Annotated in this window: 15 protein-coding genes and 1 pseudogene; 12 read left to right on the forward strand and 4 right to left on the reverse strand. The window is 70.6% G+C overall.

Annotated features, from left to right (window positions below):
* A pseudogene (locus VF697_RS17130) lies at nucleotides 1–1,135 on the forward strand (glucuronyl hydrolase); the annotation flags it as partial.
* A gap of 63 nt (nucleotides 1,136–1,198) precedes the next feature.
* Here the strand turns inward: VF697_RS17130 and VF697_RS17135 are convergent.
* Together VF697_RS17135 and VF697_RS17140 are read right to left on the reverse strand one after the other, a co-directional pair.
* Complete coding sequence (locus VF697_RS17135) at nucleotides 1,199–2,185, reverse strand: hypothetical protein (protein ID WP_331096293.1); 987 nt, start codon at nucleotides 2,183–2,185, stop codon at nucleotides 1,199–1,201.
* 29 nt (nucleotides 2,186–2,214) lie between these two features.
* Complete coding sequence (locus tag VF697_RS17140) at nucleotides 2,215–2,907, reverse strand: hypothetical protein (RefSeq protein ID WP_331096295.1); 693 nt, start codon at nucleotides 2,905–2,907, stop codon at nucleotides 2,215–2,217.
* A gap of 264 nt (nucleotides 2,908–3,171) precedes the next feature.
* Between VF697_RS17140 and VF697_RS17145 the strand changes: the two genes are divergently transcribed.
* From VF697_RS17145 to VF697_RS17190, 10 genes are all read left to right on the forward strand, one after another.
* Nucleotides 3,172–4,020, forward strand: a complete 849-nt coding sequence (locus tag VF697_RS17145) for a PKD domain-containing protein (protein WP_331096297.1) — start codon at nucleotides 3,172–3,174, stop codon at nucleotides 4,018–4,020.
* 567 nt (nucleotides 4,021–4,587) lie between these two features.
* Nucleotides 4,588–5,658 (forward strand): serine/threonine-protein kinase, encoded by a 1,071-nt coding sequence (locus tag VF697_RS17150; RefSeq protein WP_331096299.1) that lies wholly within the window; start codon nucleotides 4,588–4,590, stop codon nucleotides 5,656–5,658.
* A complete protein-coding gene (locus VF697_RS17155; RefSeq protein ID WP_331096301.1) occupies nucleotides 5,655–6,095 on the forward strand; it encodes a helix-turn-helix transcriptional regulator in 441 nt (146 codons plus the stop codon). The genes VF697_RS17150 and VF697_RS17155 overlap by 4 nt, the downstream gene beginning before the upstream one ends.
* Nucleotides 6,096–6,107: 12 nt before the next feature.
* The gene (locus VF697_RS17160) at nucleotides 6,108–6,488 is read left to right on the forward strand and encodes a helix-turn-helix transcriptional regulator (protein WP_331096303.1); all 381 of its coding nucleotides are present in this window, start codon (nucleotides 6,108–6,110) and stop codon (nucleotides 6,486–6,488) included.
* A gap of 59 nt (nucleotides 6,489–6,547) precedes the next feature.
* Complete coding sequence (locus VF697_RS17165; RefSeq protein WP_331096305.1) at nucleotides 6,548–8,512, forward strand: serine/threonine protein kinase; 1,965 nt, start codon at nucleotides 6,548–6,550, stop codon at nucleotides 8,510–8,512.
* Between the two features lie 91 nt (nucleotides 8,513–8,603).
* Entirely contained in the window at nucleotides 8,604–9,524 is a 921-nt protein-coding gene (locus VF697_RS17170) for a DUF2381 family protein (RefSeq protein ID WP_331096307.1), read from the forward strand.
* 223 nt (nucleotides 9,525–9,747) lie between these two features.
* Nucleotides 9,748–11,265 (forward strand): DUF2380 domain-containing protein, encoded by a 1,518-nt coding sequence (locus tag VF697_RS17175; protein ID WP_331096308.1) that lies wholly within the window; start codon nucleotides 9,748–9,750, stop codon nucleotides 11,263–11,265.
* Nucleotides 11,262–11,732, forward strand: coding sequence for an NUDIX hydrolase (locus VF697_RS17180; RefSeq protein WP_331096310.1), 471 nt, complete (start codon nucleotides 11,262–11,264; stop codon nucleotides 11,730–11,732). Before VF697_RS17175 ends, VF697_RS17180 begins: the two co-directional genes overlap by 4 nt.
* Before the next feature lie 22 nt (nucleotides 11,733–11,754).
* Nucleotides 11,755–12,225, forward strand: a complete 471-nt coding sequence (locus tag VF697_RS17185) for an NUDIX hydrolase (RefSeq protein WP_331096312.1) — start codon at nucleotides 11,755–11,757, stop codon at nucleotides 12,223–12,225.
* Nucleotides 12,226–12,640: 415 nt separating this feature from the next.
* Complete coding sequence (locus VF697_RS17190) at nucleotides 12,641–15,721, forward strand: cyclic nucleotide-binding domain-containing protein (RefSeq protein ID WP_331096314.1); 3,081 nt, start codon at nucleotides 12,641–12,643, stop codon at nucleotides 15,719–15,721.
* Here the strand turns inward: VF697_RS17190 and VF697_RS17195 are convergent.
* A complete protein-coding gene (locus tag VF697_RS17195) occupies nucleotides 15,612–17,030 on the reverse strand; it encodes a hypothetical protein (RefSeq protein ID WP_331096316.1) in 1,419 nt (472 codons plus the stop codon). The two genes, VF697_RS17190 and VF697_RS17195, sit on opposite strands and share 110 nt — an antisense overlap.
* Nucleotides 17,031–17,143: 113 nt before the next feature.
* On the opposite strand from VF697_RS17195, the gene VF697_RS17200 reads away from it, so the two are divergent.
* Entirely contained in the window at nucleotides 17,144–18,754 is a 1,611-nt protein-coding gene (locus VF697_RS17200; protein WP_331096318.1) for a bifunctional metallophosphatase/5'-nucleotidase, read from the forward strand.
* A 66-nt stretch (nucleotides 18,755–18,820) separates the two neighbouring features.
* Here the strand turns inward: VF697_RS17200 and VF697_RS17205 are convergent.
* Nucleotides 18,821–19,554 (reverse strand): cytochrome P450 (locus tag VF697_RS17205; RefSeq protein ID WP_331096320.1); only part of this gene is annotated, 734 nt, incomplete at its 5' end.

The following is a 19,554-nucleotide window of genomic DNA, read 5'->3' on the forward strand; positions in this document are numbered from 1 at the left end:
CTCCACCTGGGCCCGAGGGCAGGCGTGGGCCATCTACGGCTTCACCATGGCGTACCGGTACACGCGGGACGCGCGCATGCTGCAGACGGCGCAGAAGGTCACCGACTACTACCTCGCCCGGCTGCCGGCGGACTCCGTCCCCAACTGGGACTTCAACGCCCCCTCGCAGCAGAAGGACTCCTCCGCCGCCGCCGTCACCGCCTCGGCGCTCCTGGAGTTGAGCACCTTCGTCACCGACCCGACCGTGGTCCAGCGCTATCGGAACGCGGCCCTCGCGATGCTCGACAGCCTCAGCTCTCCGGCCTACCTCGCTGCCGGTACCACCAGCCCCGGCATCCTCCTGCACGGCGTGGCCTTCTTCACCACACCCATCAAGCCCTCGGGGGAGGACATCGACAAGAGCCTCATCTACGGGGACTACTACTTCGTCGAGGCGCTCGTGCGCTTCAAGCTGCAGTCCGCGGGCGGCTGGTACTCCACACTCGACTTCCCCCGGAGCGTGCGTGCCCTGGGCTCCGGCAACACGGGCGTGCAGGTGGTCGAGTTCAACGTGACACCGTTGAGCAAGTTCATCGACACCGTCGTGGGGTACGCGGACACCTCCACCAACGTCACCGGCTACTCGAGCCTGGCCATGAGCATCCGCATGAATCCGGATGGCTTCTTCGACGTGCGCCGGGGGGGTGCGTACGCAGCGCTCGTCAGCCTGCCCTACCAGGCCAATGCCACGTACCACGTGCGCATGCGCACGGACCTGAACGCGAAGACGTACAGCGTCTGGGTGACGCCTCCGGGCGGCGGCGAGGTGCTCCTGGCCGATCGCTTCGCCTTCCGCTCGGATGCGCCGCCCACCGATGACCTCGGCAAGGTGGCGCTCAAGAGCGGCGTCACCGAGACCGAGTTCCGGGTGCGAGGACACACCGTGAGGGCCGAGGCGGTCGCCTCGCCTTCCCCGAGCCTCCCGACGGAGGAGCCGGTAATCGCGGAGCCCGCCGATGAGGCGCGTCTGACGAATGACAGTGACAGTGGCACGGGCTGCGCCGCGGCTCCTGGTACCACGATGGCGGTGGCCGGGCTGCTGCTGTGGCTGCTGCGCTCCAGCCGACGCCCACGCGCCCTCGAGCGCCAGCGGTGAGCGAGCACGGCCCGCTCGGGAGGGGTCCGCGGAGGGTCTCCCGGGCGGGCGGTTCGCGGCCGCTCAGTACACGACGAGTGGATGCGGGGCGTGGTAGCTGACGATGGTGACGACGGGCAGCTTGGGCGCGTCCTCGTCCGCCTCCTCCTCGCCGCTGGACAGGGTCCGCATTCCGTCGAAGCGCACGAGCACGACGAAGTCCTTGCCCGGCTCCAGGAAGGGATCCGGCTTGGGCAGACGGCCCAGGGCCTCACGGCCCGTCTCGCCGGAGACGTTGTCGAAGCGCCGCACCGTGGTCGAGCTCTGCTCGCGCTGGCTGGAGGAGATCTGCCCGCCCAGGTTGGCGCGGCCCAGCATCCCCATGTCGCCGCTCACCGCGCCGGAGTGGACCGTCACCGAGTCCTTGCGCGTCGAGTAGCCCACCGGCTGCTCACTCTCCACCGAGCCCAACGACTGCTCGACGAGCCACACCGTGGGCCTGTCCCCCTCGCTGCGCACGTCCGCCACCTGGGCGCGCATCAGCAGGTAGCGGCCCTTGTACATCTCCGGCTGCGCGATGGCGGCCGTCAGCCCGAAGATGGGCACCTTGTGCTTGTGCAGCAGCGAGAGCTCGCCCTGCACGCTGCCACCGCGCTCGGCCACCACCTGGGCGAGGAGCTGCGCGGCATCCGGGCGGACCCTCAGGTCCTCGGCCCAGGCGCTGTCCAGCACCGCGTTGAGCAGCGTGAAGTTGAACCGGGTGCTGTCCACGCAGGACTTCAGCGCCGTCCACGCGTTGTCGCGCGACACGGCCAGCAGTCCGCGCGCCGCCGCCTCACACTGCGCCGGCGTCGCGTAGCGCGAGCCGAATGCCCGGGGCTCCACGGGGGGCGGCGCCGGCTCCGCCTTCACCATGGGGGCGGGTTGATCCCGCACCATGGGCGGCATCGCCTCGCCCCCGTCCACCAGGTGCGAGTGCCTCGACGAGCCGCAACCCACCACGGCCAGCGCACACAGCAGGGCCGCGCTCGAGCGCACGGCGAACTTCGATCGCTTCTGGAGAGCAGACATGGTTCCTCGCTCCATCCCGCCGGTCGCCATTACAGCGACCCATCGGCCTGTGCCGACCCGCGGACCTGTTTCGTGGGCCGCGCGTCCCCCAGGGAACGGGACGCCGGCATCGTCAGGGCGCACGCCTCGCCGCACTGGTTGGCCAGGCACGCGAGCGCCGTCCCGGCCACCTCCTGGCGCGACACGTTCTCGTGGCAGCGCTCCCCCGCGCTCGGGCAGCCGCGCTTCTCGGCGCACTGGCAGCACGCCGAGGCCACCGTCGCCATCATCGCGGTGTCCTGCAGCACCGAGGAGAGCTGGCGGTAGCAGGCGCGCGCGGCCGGCGCGAAGCGACCCTTCGCGTCGATGATGGGCACCTTGCCCTCCAGGCCACACGCGTCCTCCGCGGTGTCCGCGTACTTGCGCTCGCACTGCGCCACCAGGTGCTTGTCCCCCGCGATGCCCGAGGGCGGCTTCGCGGCCTGCAGGCACAGCGCGTGACCGATCTCCTTGAGCGTGCGGACGTTGCTGGCCGCCTGCGCCTGGACATCGGTGGAGGTGGAGGCCGTCACCTCCGCCTCGAAGACACACTCACGGCCCGCGCGCAGGGTCTCGATGGTGCAGGCCCAGGCCGTAGGAGACTCGTCCGCCCGAGGGGGAGCACCGAGCGCCTCCGGTGGCAGCGTCGTGCCAGCGGCGTCGGGAGTCGAACACAGAAGAGCAAGGAGAACGGCGGTGATCATGACTCCCCCAGAGTAGGACCAATGCGTCTCGTACTCAAACCGGACCCGAGGCGGCAGGCAACCGGGAGTTCACGTCATGCACGATGGCCATCACTGACTAGCTTTCCGTTGCCGTGAGGGGGGGGGTGGGCCATGGGATCCTTGGGAAGGCGTGTCGTCGCACGACTCGCGCTCGTGTGTGTTCTCCTCTGTTGTGCATGTGGCGCTCCAGTCGTCCTCCGGGGCCCTTCCGCTCGGCCTGGGCAGGTCGAAGGTCCACTGCCGGTGAAGCTTTCCATCCAGGCCGTGGATCCCGCCGGAGGAGCACTCACCTACACCTGGAAGCAGCTCCCCGAGTCGCCCGCGGGGACGTTCAGCGATCCCTCCTCGCCCTCGCCCACCTGGCTGGCCCCGGTGGTGAAGTCGGCGCGGACCTTCACGCTGCAAGTCACCGTGACGGACACGAACGGGGGCATCACCCAGTCCGAGGTCCAGGTGAAGGTCCAACCTCCGTCGAGTCGGGGGAATGAAGCGCCGGTGTTCGACGGGGAGCCGGTGGCCTCGCCCACGCTGGCGAGGGCCGGGGACACCCTCACCCTCTCGGCGCGGGCGAGTGACCCGGACGGAGATGCCCTCACGTACGTCTGGCGCCAGGTCGGGCCCATGCCGCTCGGCACCTTCGTCTCGGGGCCGGAGGGCGCGAGCGTCTCCTGGTTCTCGCCCGCGGTGGGCACCGAGACGGCCTTCACCTTCGAGGTCGTCGTGACGGATGGGCAGGGCCCCCCGGTGCGCCGGACGGTGACGGTGCCGGTGCGGGTGCCCCACTACGCCCAGGACATCCAGGTGCTCTGGGACTCGCTGTGTACCGGCTGTCACGGCAGGAGCGGGGGGTTGGACCTGTCGCCGGCCCGGAGCTACGAGGCGCTCGTCGGGGCGAAGGCGCAGACGCGGGCCTGCGAGAAGTTCGCGCGGGTGCAGCCCGGGGAACCCGACGCCTCCGAGCTCATGATGAAGCTCACCGGGACGCGCTGCGGCAGCCGCATGCCGCGCAACCAGCCCACGCACTTCGACGCCCACCCGGGCGAGCTGGTGCGCATCCGCTCGTGGATTCTGGGCGGCGCGGCGAGGGACTGAACGGGTACGGAGTGCCTGGACGGGTACTGCCCCCTTCGCGGCATCACTTCTGGACGTCCAGAAGCGATGTACGCAAATGTGCGACAAGCCTTTCCGCCGGAGGCCGGAACAGACTCAGTCCCAATGCCAGTCTGAAGCTGACCCAGGAAGTCACCTCCAGCCAATGACTTACTGACTCACGAAGCGCCGGGAGTCGCTGATTTCACACGAAGCAGCACTGCTGCCGCCCTGGGGCGTTGACCAGGGATTCTGACCTGACGAGTTGAGCAGGGCTTTTCTTCCATTTGCGGCTGTGTTACCCCTCCGGGCGCTTCTCATTTGTGCCCCATCACTCCCTGGAGCGCTGCATGCCGAGCGAAACCCCTTCGCGCCACGGCCTGCGTCCCTGGAATCCGCGTGCTTGTCCCACCACTGATACCGGTGCGAGCTCAGCCTCATCCGCACCTGTCCTCTTCACCCACGCAGACACGGGTCTCCCTCATGTCTTCCGGATTGGCTTCACCCCCGCTCAAGCGCGGGTCCACCTTTGAATCAGACGGTTACCACTATGAGGTCGTCCGGACGCTGGTGGAGGATGCAGCCTATGACACGCTCCTGCTCGCCACGCGCGAGCACCCCGAGCAGGCGCGGCGGCTGCTCGTCGTCCTCAAGCCCGTAGCGTTGGGGGAGGAGCACCACCTCCAACGGCGCGCCCGGGAGGAGGTACAGCTCGCCAGATACCTCCAACACCCCAACATCGCCGCCGTCCATGGCTACGCCGTGTACGGGGGCCAACCCTACGTCGTCATGGAGCACATGCACGGCTGTTTCCTGCTCACCGTCATGGACGCGGCCTTGCAGTCGGGCGTGACGCTCTCCCCCGCGTTCGCCGCCTACGTGGCCGCCGAGGTGGCGGATGCCCTGGAGTATGCCCACCGCTGCGTGGATGACATGGGCAGACCCCTCAAGCTCGTCCACCGGGCCGTGGGGCCGCTCCGCATCCGGCTGGGGGTGGGGAGCAACGTCAAGCTCACCAACTTTGGCGCGGCCTTCTCGGAGATGTTGGGGCGCCTGCCCACTCCTACCGGGCTCTTGCGCGGCGACACCAACTACCTCGCGCCGGAAATCCTCCAGAACGTGCTCCGTCCGGCGCTAGACAGGCCCGACGCATTGACCCCCAGGAACCTGGACGGGCGCGCCGACATCTTCTCCTTGGGGCTGGTGCTGTTGGAGATGCTGGCGGCCAGCTACCCGTTGGATCCGCCGGAGGAGCTGCCATCCCATGCGCCCCAACTTCCGGCCCATGTGCGCAGCGAGCGACCGCCGCTGCTGAAGCTGGAGACGCTGGCCGACCGCGTGCTGCACCTGGGCCCCGAGGAAGTGCGGAGCGCCTCCAGGAACGTGCCCGAGCCCCTGCGGGGCATTGTCACCCGGGCCCTGCGCCAGGCGCCCGCCGAGCGCTACCCCACCGCCGGTGACATGGCCGCCGAGCTGCGCCAGTACCTTGGCACCCTCGGGCAGCCGTACGGCAGGAGGGAACTGGATGAGGAGGTAGCCCGCATCCTCAAGCACGCCGCCAGGTACCACACGTTGGATGCACTGGGCTCCGTGGAGAAGGGCGTCCTCCCCCTCCCGCCAGACATGGAGGGCGAGGAGTGACACCGGCAGGGGACAAAGCCGCCGTCGACCGGGCACGGCTGAAGCTGGCGCGACACCTGGGGGAAGGTGCGCGCGCGGCACGCAAGGGGGCGGAGCTGACGCAGGCGGACGTGGCCGAGCGCATTGGCGTGGCCACGGAGGTGTACGGCCGGATGGAGCGCGGCGGCCTGCTTCCACGCCTTCCCACGTTCCGGCGCCTCTGCCGTGTCTTGGGCGTGGATGCGAACGTGCTGCTGGGGCTCACGACTTCCGCCACGGACCCGGGGTTGGACCCCCCCGAGCGTCTGCCCGAGGAGCCCCTCGCGGTGAGGCGGCTGGTGCGTCTGATGCGTGCCATGAATGGCAGGCAGCTCGTCGCGCTCGCCCGCGTGGCCCAGGTGTTGGTGGACGCGGGCACGCATGCGTCCCCCGACGCGCCGGACTCCCCTTCCACTTGATACACGGACCCCATGGACAACGAGACGCTTCAGAAGTCGCTCGGCGAGGTGGCCCGTGCCGCCCGTGAGCGCCTGGGCCTCACCCAGGCCCAGGTGGCGCGCCAGGCCGGGATTGCTCCCAACGTCTACGGCCGCGTCGAGCGCGGCGGCATGATGCCCGCCGTGCCCACGCTGCGGAAGCTGGCCCTCGCGCTCGGCATTTCCGCCGACGTGCTGCTGGACATCCGCCACGCGCACGTGGCCCCCACCCTGGAGGCCCCGGTCCCCGGAGGCGACCTGACGCCCGAGCTGGTCCAGATTCTCCGGACGCTGCGCGGGTGGCCACGAGGGAAGGTCAAGCTGATGGCCCGCGTCCTCAAGACGATTGACGCCGCGCCCGCCGACGAGGCGTGAGCCTGCCCGCGCATGCTCCGGGGGTGCTAACCTCCTGACCCCGGAGGTTGCGTCGGTCCATGGAACATGTGCCGTTCAGGCCGCTCGCGGTGGGGGACAGGGTGGGCGAGTACCGGGTGGTGGGGGAGCTGGGCCGGGGCGGCCAGGGCCACGTCTACAAGGTGGAGTGCCGGGGGCAATTCTACGCGCTCAAGTTCATCCACTCCCGGCAACTGCTGGCCATGGGGGAGCGGGAAATCGACATCCTGCGGCGCCTGCACGGGGTGGAGGGCGTGGTGCGCTTCAAGGGCTGTGGCTGGTGGCCCGACCCGGAGACGGGCTGGCTCTACATCGTCCTGGAGCTGGTGGAGGGCTGGACGCTGAACGAGTACACCCTGGTGCGCAACCCCTCGGCGCGCACGGCCGGCGGCCTCATGCTGGAGCTGGGCCGGACGCTGGTGGGGGTGGAGCGTCGGGGCGTGCGGCACCGGGACTTGAAGCGCGAGAACATCCTGGTGCGGGAGGCGGACGGCCGGCCGGTGCTGGTGGACTTCGGCGTGGGGTACCTGGAGGGAGAATCCACCCTGCCGGGCGAGTGGAGGCCACGCGCGACGCCGGAGTACGTGAGTCCGGAGGCGTGGCGCCATCTGAAGGAGAAGGGCCTGTGGGGGGAGTACGCGCCGGGGGTGGGCGACGAGCTGTGGGCGCTGGGCGTCACCTTCTACTGGCTGCTCATGGGCCGGCTGCCCTTTGGCACGCGCGCGAGCCTGGACGTCATGGTGAAGGGCGTGTTGGAGCGCACGCCCCGGGCACCGCACGCGTGCAATCCGCGCATTCCCCCGGCCCTGGGGGAAGTGTGCATGCGCCTGCTGGAGAAGGAGCCGGCGGCGCGCTACCCCACCCTGGAGGCGCTGTGCACGGCGCTGGAGGGGGCGCTGGCCTCCCTGGAGGAAGAGGCGTGCTGGGACGAGCCGATGGAGGACCCGGACGCGCCGGAGAACCAGACGACGGACGCACTGGAGGAGCTGGCGCCCGACTCCTGGGCGCGCTGGGAGCAGCAGTTGAATGCGGCGCGGCCCCGGCGTGGGCGCGTGCGTCCGCTGGAGGCAGGGCATGCGGAGGCCCTCGCGCCGGCGGCCCTCCAGCCCGTGCCGCAGGCGTGGGAGTCTCCACCTGACGCCAGGTGGAGCCGCCGGAGGGACGTGCTGACGGGCCTGTCCGTGGTGTTGGCCGCCCTGGTGGGGGCGCTCGTCTTCTCCGCCGCGCGGGAGCTCGCGTCCGAGGCCCCCGGGACGGGGGTGGGCAGGGGGGTGTCGCCAGTGGCGCGGTGGCTACCGGGCGCCCCTCCCCCACGGGCCTGTCTCTTCCAGGAAGTGGCGGGGCGGTGGCCGCCGACCGAAGCTGAAAAGGGCGCGGCACTCCTCCTCGCCTCCTCCCCCGCGCCCACGCCCGCCATGCTTCTCCGCCAGCAAGCCGCCCACGCGCAGCGTCCCGCGAAGCCCACGCCCCCGCCGCTCCAGAAGGCGCGCAGTTGCGTGCCTCTCCTCCAACAGGTGTGTACGGCCGGACTCTGCACGCTGTGGCTCACCGGCTGCACGGGCGCCCCCGTCCGTCCGCCCCGGCCCCAGCCCGCCGACTGCCCCCCAGGTGCCGTGGACGTCATGGACGCGCTGGACGTGGAGCGTGTCTGCGGCGTGTACCTCACCGACCCCTGGCTGACCGATGACGACGGAGTCACCGCTCCACTCGGTCGCATCACCTTCAAGACCCCGCCGAAGGGCAGAGGAATAGCCAGCTGTGGGAACCTGCCGCCCGGCACACGCCTGTCCGGGGCCTTCTTCCTCGGGACGGTGGAGGGGAAGACGTGGGCCATCGCCCGGCTCACCCAGGCGCAAACCCCAGAGGGCAAGACGTTCCCGGTGTGCATGTACATTGGACAGGCAGGCAGAGACCCGGGGACGGAGATCATCCGCCCCGGCGAGCAGCCCGGGACGGTCGTGATTCCGGCGTGGGTCTCCGCGTTTCGGACGAAACGTTTCCAGTAGGGAGGCGGGCACACACGCACACGGTGGGGTGTGCTAGAGGCGAGGGCCACCGGGCGCGCCTTCCGCGCGCCCCGCTGGAGGTTGAGGCCTCGTGCCGCTCGCATTCGCCCTCCCCTTGCTGGCCCTGGCCACCGCCCCCGCTGAAGCCGCCGGGCCCGTGCGCCTGCCAGAGTGCGCCCAGGCCCAGCGCGTGGAACTGGCGGCCGGGCCCGCCAGGGAGCCGCCCAACGTGTGCGTCAGCCCCGGCAGGCCCACTTACTTCCTCTTCGACGCGCCGCTACGCGAAGGAAGCGTGCGGGTGGAGGAGCGGGGGCGCTTCACCGACATGGCCGTGGGGGAGCGGAGCGTCATTGTGTACCCTTCGGGGCGCGTGGTGGCGGGCAAGCCGCTCGCCCTGACGGCGTGCTTCGCGGACGGTGTGGCCCCCGCGTGCGCCACCTTCCTGTTGGTACCCCACGCGGACCACGCCACGAGCGAAGTGACCGTGGTGCGCGCCCCACGCACGGAGGAGGACACCCAGAAGGAACTCACGCGGAAGGAGGCCTTGATAGAGCAGCTCCAGGCGGATTTGGCGCGCACCCGGGCCGGGTGCCAGGGACCGGGCGGACTCACGGGCCCGCTGGCCCTGGGGCTCCTCCGGGACGGCGAACCCCTCAAGGGCGCCGACATTTCAACCGACATCCGGGAGAACTACGGACGCTCGTTTGCAGAACTCAAGGTGGAGAAGGTGGCGTCCTGGCGGGCCCGGGGCCGCATCGCGGTGGCGGTGTCGTTACGCAACAAGGGCGAGCGGACCTGGGAGCCCGGGGAGGTGACGCTCCGGGCGGCCACGGGCACGCCGCTGCAAGTGCTGTCGGTGTGGCCGCGGGAGCCGCTCCCGCCGGGAGCATCCGCGCTGGTGGTGGTGGAGGCCGCTACCCCAGAAGAGGCGCGCCCCCCGGGGCCCTACACCCTCACTTTCGGGCCGGAGGACGAGCCTTCGCTCGTGCTCACGCGCGTGAGGTTTCCGTAGCTTCGCCGTGCGCGGGGCGACAGCTCACCTCACGGCCTACCCAGTACGTCCTACGGCTCCCCGGGCTACCCAATAGGCTTGACGGGCACACCCGCGTTTCCGTGTGATTCCGGAGCGACGGCTCGCATGCGGCGTCGCCTTTGTGAGGTGCGCCGTGTTCTTCCATCCCGCTGGCCCACGCCCACCCCATGGCGCACGGCTGCGCCCATTCCTGGGCGGGTGGTTGCTGCCCGTCCTGTTCCTCTTCTCCGCGTGTACCCTGGGCGGCCCGCGCGCCGGCCTCCTGGCGCGCCACCACTCCAGGTCGCTGGTGCCTCCATCAGCGCCGCGGAAGCGCGATGCCTTCGCGCCGGAGCCCGGCCTGGAAGCGGCCTCCGTGTACGCGCTGGGCGTGATGGAGCCGGGCGCGGTGACCACCCGGAGCCATGCCTCCCGTGTGGAGGTGACGGCTGTGGAGGTAAAGGCGGCGGGCCCGGACGGCGCGGAGAGGGAGGCGCGGCAGGAGTCCCTCGCTGTCCAGTTGGCATTTCGCGGTGCCCTTCGCGAACTGTCCGGCTACACCCGCCGCATTTCCGGCGAACTCTCCCGGCTCAAGGCCAGCGGGAGAGGACTGTCGGGCAAGCACGCTAACGTCTTCGTGCGCTTCATCGACTTTGGTGCCGAGCGGATGCGGTGGATGGACACCCATCTCGCCACCGCCACCCGCTTGACCAACGCCGCCTCGGAGGTGGACGACCCCGACATGCAGCTCGCCCTGCTGCGCATGGCCGGTCCCCGGCTGGAAGCCGCCATGCTTGGCTCGCTCCTGCTCGCCGCATGGCTCGACTGCCTGCACCTCGTGGACGCCCTGCTCGATCAGTCCCTCTACAGCGTGGAGAGGATGGCCCGGGACCTGATGGACTGGCAGGAGACACTTGAGCCCAGGCTGGAGGCGCTCTCCTCACTGGAGCCCGGCCAGGTGGAGGCCACGGCGCAAGACATCCCCGCCCTGGTGGGCCATCTCTCGGACGCGCTCGCCGCCATTGTGTCCAGCGTGCGCGAGGGGGTGGAGCTCACCGCGAAGGTGCTGGTGCTCAGGGACCTCCTCCTGTCGCTTCCTCTGGCGCTGGAAGCGCCCCTACTGGCGTCCGAAGCACCGTCAGCCCCGGCTCTGCTGGGCGTGGGCCTGACGGTGGGGGGCGGCGGAGTGATGATGGGCACGCGCCTTGTCGTCTCCGCCGAGTGGGTGGAGATGATGCGGCAGTTGGTGCGCGCGGGCGTCCTCTCCCTGCCCGCCGTCAGCGCCGCCGTGTGGATTCACGCGGGCGGGATGATGCTGGCGCAGGCGCACGGCGATCTGCCGCAAGGCGTGCGCGAGGCGCTCGGAGACAGTCCCGAGGTGCGGGCCATGCGCGTGACGGGCAAAGCGGGCGCTGGCATGGCCAGGCCGCCCCGGCACCACGTCATGCCGAAGGAGTTCCGCGAGTGGTTCGAGCGACGCGGCTTCACCGGCGAGATGGACATTAACGAGTTCTGCGTCGAGCTGGAGGAGGCACACCACCAAGCAATTCATGGTGGTGGGAACTGGAAGCTGGGCCGCACCTGGCCGGGTGAATGGAACCGGATGATCATGGAGGTGTTGGGAAGAGCCGAGTCCAGACTGGGCCGGATGTTGACACGGAACGAGGTCCTGAAGATCGTCGCGGAGCGTATGAAGACGTACTACACCCCGATGAATTTCATCCCGTGGAGAGGGCCGTGAGCGACAGACATCCTTTTCAGGGCAACTGGGTGGCACGCCTGTACGAGCGTGTCCGCGAGCGGGGTTACGATTCACTCACGGCCTTCGCTGAGGCGCGTCCCACCGCCTCACTGGTGGCTCTGGCCGAGGAGCTTGGTCCGGACGACGTCGCAGGAGTCCAGGTGTTCAAAGGACTGGTGGCCGAAGCAGAGCGAAGTCGTTGGGTTACACGCCTTGTGCGCGGACAACTCGTACGAGAACTGTGGGCGCTGCTCCCAAACGGCTGGCCGGCCGTGCTCGACGACGCCAACCGTTTCGACATCGCCCATGCACTTGGCGCGTGGGTTGCTTTCACCCCAGAGACCCATAAGGAGCGCGCCGACAAGGCCGGCGATGCACTCCTCGCTACGCCACCGCCGCCCGGATGGCTCCCCCTTGGGCCAGACGACGAACTGCTGCGTACGCTCCTGCCCGACGAGGAAGTCTGAACCTGATCCCGTGGCGAGGACCATGAGTGACGGACATCCATTTCGGGGAAACTGGGTGGCACGCATGTACGAGCGAGTCCGCAAGTGCGGCTACGACTCGCTCACCGCCTTCGCCGAGGCGCGTCCCACCGCTTCGCTCGAGGAACTGGCGGACGAGCTTGGCCCCGATGACATCGCGGCAGTGCAGGTGTTCAGCGGGTTGGTTGCCGAGGCGGAGCGAAGCGGCAAGGTCACGCGTCTGGTTCGCGGGCAACTCGTGCGCGAACTGGCCGAAAATCTACCTGACGGTTGGCCGGCCGTGCTGGATGACGAAGTCCGTTTCGCTGTCGCCGAGGCGCTCGGTTTCTGGTCTGCCTACACGCCAGAAACACATAAGGAGCGTGTCAAGCAGGCCAGGGCAGCTCTCCGCGCCACGCCACCGCCACCCGGCTGGCGCCCGCTCGGTCCTGACGATGAGTTGCTGCTCACGCTTTTGCCTGACGAGGAAGTCTGACCCGCCCCGGTGGAGAGGACCATGAGCGACGGGCCTTCCTGGCGCGGCAACTGAAAGCTCATCGGAATCGTTACACCTGAACACAAGCCTTCCGGGAAAATGACTCCCCCGAAGTAGCGATCTTTGTCCCGCCCATCCCGCTGGGATTGGAGCTTGAGGGGTAGCGTCAGCTCCTACCGGAGCGCGGCTCACTTCTGGCCGTCCAGAAGCATACCACATGAACACACATCACTTCTGGACGGCCAGAAGTGATGCCGGCCGCGGGTCTCCGCGTGGTTCCAGGTGGGCAACCCGCCTTCCGCACCCAGCTGACGCCGCGCCATCGCACCGTCGTCTCGCTCGCCTGCTCTCCGGGGAGAGGGACGGGAGATTGGTCCTGGAAATGCCGGTTTTGGACAGCTAGATTCGGCTGCCCGTGGCCGCCCAAGAGTCACAGTCCTGGGGCCACCGCCTGTGGCCCGCGGCGACGTTCCAGTTCGCCCTCATCGCTGGCGTGACGCAGCTGAAGACGGCTGCGAACGCGCTCGTCTTGTCGCGCTTCGAGTCCCACGCCCTGCCCTACCTGTACCTGGTGGGCGCGCTGCTGGTGGCGGCGCTGACGTTGCTGCCGCGCAAGGAGCCCCACGCGCCCACCGAGTCCCTCAGCGTCCTCACCGGCGCGGGCGGGCTGGTGGTGCTGGGACTGGCCGCGGGCGTGTCGCTGGGCCAGCGGACTCCCGCGCTGGTGCTGTACCTCTTCGTGGACGCCTTCACCACGTTCATCGCCCTGCGCTTCTGGGGGCGGATGGCGTCGGCCTTCGACGCGCGCGAGGCCCGGCGGGCCTTCACCGCGCTCAACGGCGTGGGCATGGCGGGAGGCATGCTGGGCGGGTTGCTGGTGCACACCCTGGCCGAGCGGCTCGGCACGGCCTCCATCGTCGTGGGGGGCGCGCTGGCGCTCTTCGGCGCGGGGGTGGCCTTCCACTACCATCACAGTGAGGAGCGGCAACCCTCGCGTGCCCGCCACATCGTCACGGCCGTGGCGCCCTGGGAGTACCTCGCCACCAGCAGCTACGCCCGGGTGCTGGCGGGCCTGGCCGTGTCCTTCGCGGTGCTGTCCTCCTTCGTGGACTACCTCTTCCGGCTGCGCGTGGAGCGCACGCTGAGCGAGGACGGGCTGGCGGCCCTCTTCGGCTCGCTGCAGCTGTGGATCGGCCTGCTGTGCGTCATCTTCCAGCTCCTCGTGGCCGAGCGGCTGCTGCGACGGTTGGGGCTGATGCGCTACCTGGCCCTGCTGCCGGGAGCCATGGCGCCGCTGGCGGTGGCCTCGCTGGTGACGACGGAGCTGTGGCCCATCCACCTGCTGCGGCTGCTGGAGAACGCCGTCAACTACTCGCTGCTGCCCGTGGGCGTGCAGCTGCTGTACGCGGCGGTGCCGGATACCGAGCGCGAGGCGCTGCGCGGCGCGGTGGACGGGCTGCTGCGCAAGGCCGGCACCGTGGTGGCGGGCGTGCTCCTCATCGGCGCGGGCCGCGCGGCCGACGGCGGCACCATGGCGATGGCGGTGGTGGGCCTGTGCGTGGTGCTCGGCGTGCTGCTGCTGCGCCTGCGGCCGGCCTACGTGGAGGCGCTCGGCGAGCAGGTGGGCGCCCACGAGGAGGACGACAGGCTGGGCCGCGAGGACCGCCGGCTGCTGGTGGAGGCGCTCGGCTCGAGCGCGCCGGACCGCGTGCTGAGCGCGGTGGAGCTCATGGAGCAGGGCGGGCTGCCCCTGCGGCCGCACCTGTCCCTGCTGCTGCGCCACACGCACGAGCGGGTGCAGGAGCGGGGCGTGTCGCTCGCGCTGGAGCTGGGCGCCACCGAGACGGCCCCGCTGCTGGAGGAGCTGGTGACGCAGGGCGCGCGCCGCCCGAGGGACAGCGCGGTGTGGGCCCTGGCGAAGCTGGCGCCGGAGCGGGCCGAGGTGCTGCTGCCGCCGCTGCTGCAGAGCCAGGACGTGGGGCTGCGCTGCGCGGCCGTTGGCGCGCTCATCGGTACCACATGGCACGCCGCGGCGCTCGTGTCGCTGGGAGCGCTCGCGGCCCGTGGCTCGCAGGCCCCGGTGTCGGATCGCCGCGAGGTGGCCCGGCTGTTCGGCCGGCTGAAGGACGCGACCTTCATGCCCATGCTGACGCCCTTCCTGAATGATCCGGACAGCACGGTGCGGCGGGTGGCGGTGCGCTCCGTGGGCGAGGGCGGCTACGTGAAGCTGGCGCCCCGACTGCTGACGTTCCTCACCTGGCGCGAGGAGCGGCGCGAGGCCCGCGCGGCCCTGGCCGAGCTGGGTGACGAGGTGACGCCGCTGCTGGAGTCGACGCTCAACGACCTGTCCGCGCCGCTGCCCATGCGGCTGCAGGTGCCGCGCGTGCTGCGCCACATCGGCACCCCGGCGGCGCTGCACGCCCTGCTCTTCTCCAACGTGCGCGATGACGCCCGGCTGCACTTCCGCATCGGCGCGGAGCTGTCGCGCCTGCGCGACGAGCACCCCGAGCACCCGGTGGACGAGGATCGCGTGCGCGAGGCCCTGGGCCGGCGGCGCGACACGTACCGCGCCCTGGTGGAGCCCTACCGGGACTTGCGCACGGCGCTGGGGGACCACTCGCTGCTGACGCGCGCGGTGGGGGATCGGCTGGATCAGGCGCTGGAGCTGTGCTTCTTCCTGCTGGGCATGCTGCACCCGCCCCACGTGATGCGGCGCGTGCACCAGCACCTGGCGGGGCATGATCCGCGGCGGCGCGCCTACGCGATGGAGCTGCTGGAGACGCTGACGGTCGAGGAGGACCGGGCGCTGGTGCTGGAGCAGGTGGAGTCACACCACCGCGACCTGCCCCCGGGCTCACTGGGCCAGCTGGAGGCGCACCTCGCGTGGCTGTGCCGCAGCGAGGATGTGGTGCTGCGCGCGTGTGCGCGCTACGTGGCGGGCCGGATCGGCATGGATCTGCCGCCGCCCCAAGAGGGAGACATGAGCCAGGCGACGGTGCAGAAGCTGTTCCTCCTGGAGGAGGTCCACGTCTTCTCGCAGAGCGACGTGGATGACGTGGCCGCCGTGGCGGCGATCGCCCGCGAGGCGCGCTTCCGGGCCGGTGAGCGGGTCTACCGGGAGGGAGATCCGGGTGACGCGCTCTACGTCATCATCGAGGGCTCGGTGGACGCCATCAGCAACGGCGAGCACGTGCTGCGGATGCGGGCCAAGGAGACCTTCGGCGACGTGAGCCTGCTGGATGGAGCGCCCCGCCCCACGGACATCGTCGCGGTGGAGGACACGCGGGTGCTGGTCATCGACCGGCGCGACTTCCTCGATCTGCTGGCGGACCGCCCGGAGCTGCTCACCGGCTTCTTCCGCGCGGTGAGCCAGCAGCTGCGCGCCGTCATCCAGTCGTCGGAGCCGCGCCACCCGGGGCAGGTGGTGGAGCTGGGAGAGCACCGGCAGGAGGAGGAGAACCCGGCTCCGGAGCAGAAGCGGCCCCTGGCTGGCTAGCAGCCCCCCCCTCCCCCGGACCGTCCTGGGCCAGCAGCCAGGTGGCGGCCACGGGGACGAGGGGGCGCAGGAAGCACTTGAGCAGCGGCACCACCGCGAGGGCCCGCACCACCGCGAGTCCCCCCAGCGTCCACGGCTGCCGCTCCACGCTGGCGGCCGGAGAGAACAGGGGCCGGGTGAAGGTCGTCCACAGCGAGTTGTAGATGCCGAACGGCGACCAGCGGAACAGGGCGAAGCGCGCGGAGAGCCAGCTCCAGCCACGCAGGAACCAGGGCTCGCGCGCGGCCGGCTCCGCCCAGGCCCGGGCGCTCTTGGCGGCGGTGAAGACCAGGAACCACCAGGCGCCCCACAGCGACACCAGCACCGGGAAGACGAGCTCCCCCCCGGGCAGCAGCGCCCTGACGGCATAGAACAGGGGCATTCCGAGGGCGAAGGCGAACAGGCCCCGCCAGCGGCGCTTCATCTTGTTGCGCAGCCACTCGAGGTTGAGCCGGACGCGTGGGGTGAGCGGCTCGTCCTCGGGCGCCAGCCCGACCCGCAGGCTCAGCTCCCGGGAGAGCTCGGTGTGGTAGTCGCGCGACAGGGCGATGACGATCCACTGGGCGATCTGCAGGGCGGTGAAGAGCGTCGCCCAGTACACGACCCGGCGCACGGTGCGCCGCTGCTCGCGCTCGGCCTTCTTGGCTTCACGCCGCAGCTCCCGGGCCTTCTGGGCCGCGCGCTGGGCTTCCTCTATCGCGACCTTCACCTTCTCGCGCTGCTCTTCCGCCGCACCCGACTGGGCGAACGCGACCACCGCCTCCGCGATCCCCGCCGCCCTCGCGAGCGCCTCGGCCTCCCGCGCCTCCCGCTGGGCCTCCACCAGCTTCTTCTCGAGCTCCTGGGCTTCCCGCGCCTCGCGCAGGGCCTCCTGCGCCTCGAGCCGGGCCTCCTCCGCCTGCTCCTGCCGCTCCTCCAACTCCTCGAGCCCGACGGTCTCCACGACCTCCTTGCCCGAGCCCGTGAAGAGCACCGCCAGCGCGAGGACGGTGAGGGCCTGGAGGGTGGCGACCTTCAGGTAGCGCCGCAGGGCCGCCCGGTCCTCGAAGAGGGCCCGCGCCATGTGGAAGGGCAGGCAGAGCCCATGGGCGAACTGCGCCAGACGGTTGTCCGGCGACGGAGCGCCTCCCTGGGGGAAGTGGGCGGCGCCACGGCGCACGTCCTCCCACACCCGCCAGAGCATCCGCTCCCTGGCCGTACGTCCCCCCTGCTCCCGGCTCCCGGCCTGCTCCGTCTCCCGAGGAGGCGCGGCGTCCTTCTGGCTGTCCACGGCCGGGACGCTAGCACGGCCGGGAGTGGGAGGCGGAGGTGCCCTTTTTGGCGACCAGGGGGGGGAGGTGTGCTATTCGCGCGGTCGTACCGTCTACGAATCCGGAGTCCCTCATGCGTCGAGAGTCCGTTTCCAAGCCGGCGTCGGGTGTGGTGGCCCCGCTGCGTCGTACTTCCAGTGTGGTGGCCTTCGCCCTCCTGGGTGCCCTCACCGGCTGTGAGAAGAATCCCGCCCAGCCGGAGAGCCCGCCCGCCGAGACCGCCCAGCCGGCGCAGGCGCCCGCGACCCCGCCCGCCCCGAAGCCCACCACGGTGACGCTCCTCGTCACCGGCAGCGTCAGTGGCCAGCTCGTGCCCACCGCCATCGAGGGCGAGAAGCCGACCGTCGGCGCGGCGGAGCTGCTCGGCTGGTGGGAAGCCAAGGAGAAGCACTGCGCGGGTCAGGTGAAGGACGGCCAGGCCCCGTGCCAGGACGCCACCACGCTGGCGCTGACCATCGGCGACGCGTGGGCCGGGCCGGCCCTCTCCTCCTTCTTCTACGGTGAGCCCACCGCGGCGGTGATGGGCCGCATGGGCTTCGCCGCCTCCGCCCTGGGCAACCACGAGCTGGACTACGGCCGGGAGCAGTTCCAGAAGAACCAGCAGCTCGGCGGCTTCCCCTTCCTCGCCGCCAACCTGAAGGCGAAGGACGCGGCGCTGGCCAAGGGCCTGGAGCTGCCGGCCTTCAAGGTGTTCGAGCGCCAGGGGCTCAAGGTGGGCGTGGTGGGCCTCACCTCGCCCAAGACGGTGACCACGGCCATGGCCGGGCGCGCCGAGGGCCTGGAGACGATCAGCGACGAGCAGGCGCTGACGAGCGCGGTGGCCGAGGCCCAGAAGGCCGGAGCGGAGACCGTGGTGGTGCTCGCCGACGAGTGCCCGAGCACCCTGCAGCCCCTGGTGGGCAAGCACCCCGAGTGGAAGGTGTCGCTGGTGGCCGGTGGCCGCTGCCCGCAGCCGGTGGACACCAAGGAGGGCAACACCTCCTACGTGTCGCTGGGCCGGGGCTTCGGCAACTACGTGCGCGCGGCCTATACCTATGATCCGTCCAAGCCGGCCGGTGAGCGGGTGACGGCGGTGGAGACGAAGCAGGTGGAGGTGACGGGGGGCGAGGGCGCGCCGGCCGCGAACGCCGACGTCGCCAAGACGATCTCCGACTACAAGGCCCGGCTGGACCAGGCCCTGGGCGAGCAGATCGGCGTCACGAAGAAGGGCTTCGAGCAGGGCTCCAAGCAGCTCACCTCGTGGGTGACGAGCGCCATCCAGAAGCAGCTCGAGACGGACGGCGTGGTGCTCAACCGCAAGGGCTTCCGCGGGGGCCTGCCGGCCGGTCCGGTGACGAAGGGCAGCGTGTACTCGGTGATGCCGTACGAGAACTCGCTGATGGTGGTGGAGGTGAAGGGCGCGGACCTGGTGCGCCAGCTCGCGAACCCGGAGGCGGTGTTCTCGGGCTTCACGGCCGCGGGCAAGGGCAAGTTCAAGGACGCCAAGGGCAAGCCGGTGGATCCGAAGAAGGACTACAAGATCGCGACGATCGAGTACCTGTACTTCGGCGGTGACGGCTTCGAGTTCGAGAAGCTGGATCCGGAGCCGGGCGAGACGGGCATGTCGTGGCAGACGCCCGTGATCGACTGGACGAAGGAGCAGAACACCTCCGACGCCAAGCCGCTGGACAAGGTGGTCCGCTAGTCCGCGCGCCTCCCGTTGTCCCCCGGGGCCCGATGGGAAACCATCGGGCCCCTCGTCTTTCCGGCGTCAGGCGGGGAGCAGCTCCAGCGGGAGCGAGCTCGGTCCCCGCAGGGTGAGGGACTGGCTGTACTGGATGGGCCCGGCCGGGCGGACGAGCTTGTCGCACCGGTCGAGCAGCGCCTCCACGGCCAGCCGCGCCTCCAGCCGCGCCAGGCCCGAGCCCAGGCAGAAGTGGCCGCCCTGACCGAAGGCCAGGTTGGCATTGGCGGTGCGGTCCAGGTCGAAGCGCTCCCCGTCCGGGAAGTACGCCTCGTCACGGAGCGCCGAGCCCTGCATGAGCAGCAGGAGCGTCCCGGGCGGCAGCCGGACACCACTCAGCTCCACCTCGGTCTTGGTGAGGCGGACCGTGCCGTGCAGCGGCGGCTCGGTGCGCAGCAGCTCCTCGACGAAGCGCGGGACGAGCGCGCGGTCCGCCTTCAACCGGGCCCACACGTCCGGCCGCTCCGCCAGCAGCACCGCCATGTTGCCCAGCATGTAGACGGTCGTCTCCAGCCCGCCGAGCAGCAGCAGGAAGCAGAAGCCCATCAGCTCCCGCTCGGTGAGCGAATCACCGTCCACCCGGGCGCGCAGCAGATCGCTGATGAGATCATCCCCCGGCTCGCGGCGGCGGCTGTCCATCACCTGCCGCAGGTAGCTCTCCATCTCGTTGATGGAGCCGCGCACCACGTTCTGCAGCTCCACCTGGTCCGGAGGGACGGCGGGGATGAAGACGAGGTGATCCGACCAGCGCTTGAAGCTCG

Source organism: Archangium sp., from assembly GCF_036388035.1.
Taxonomy (GTDB): domain Bacteria; phylum Myxococcota; class Myxococcia; order Myxococcales; family Myxococcaceae; genus Archangium.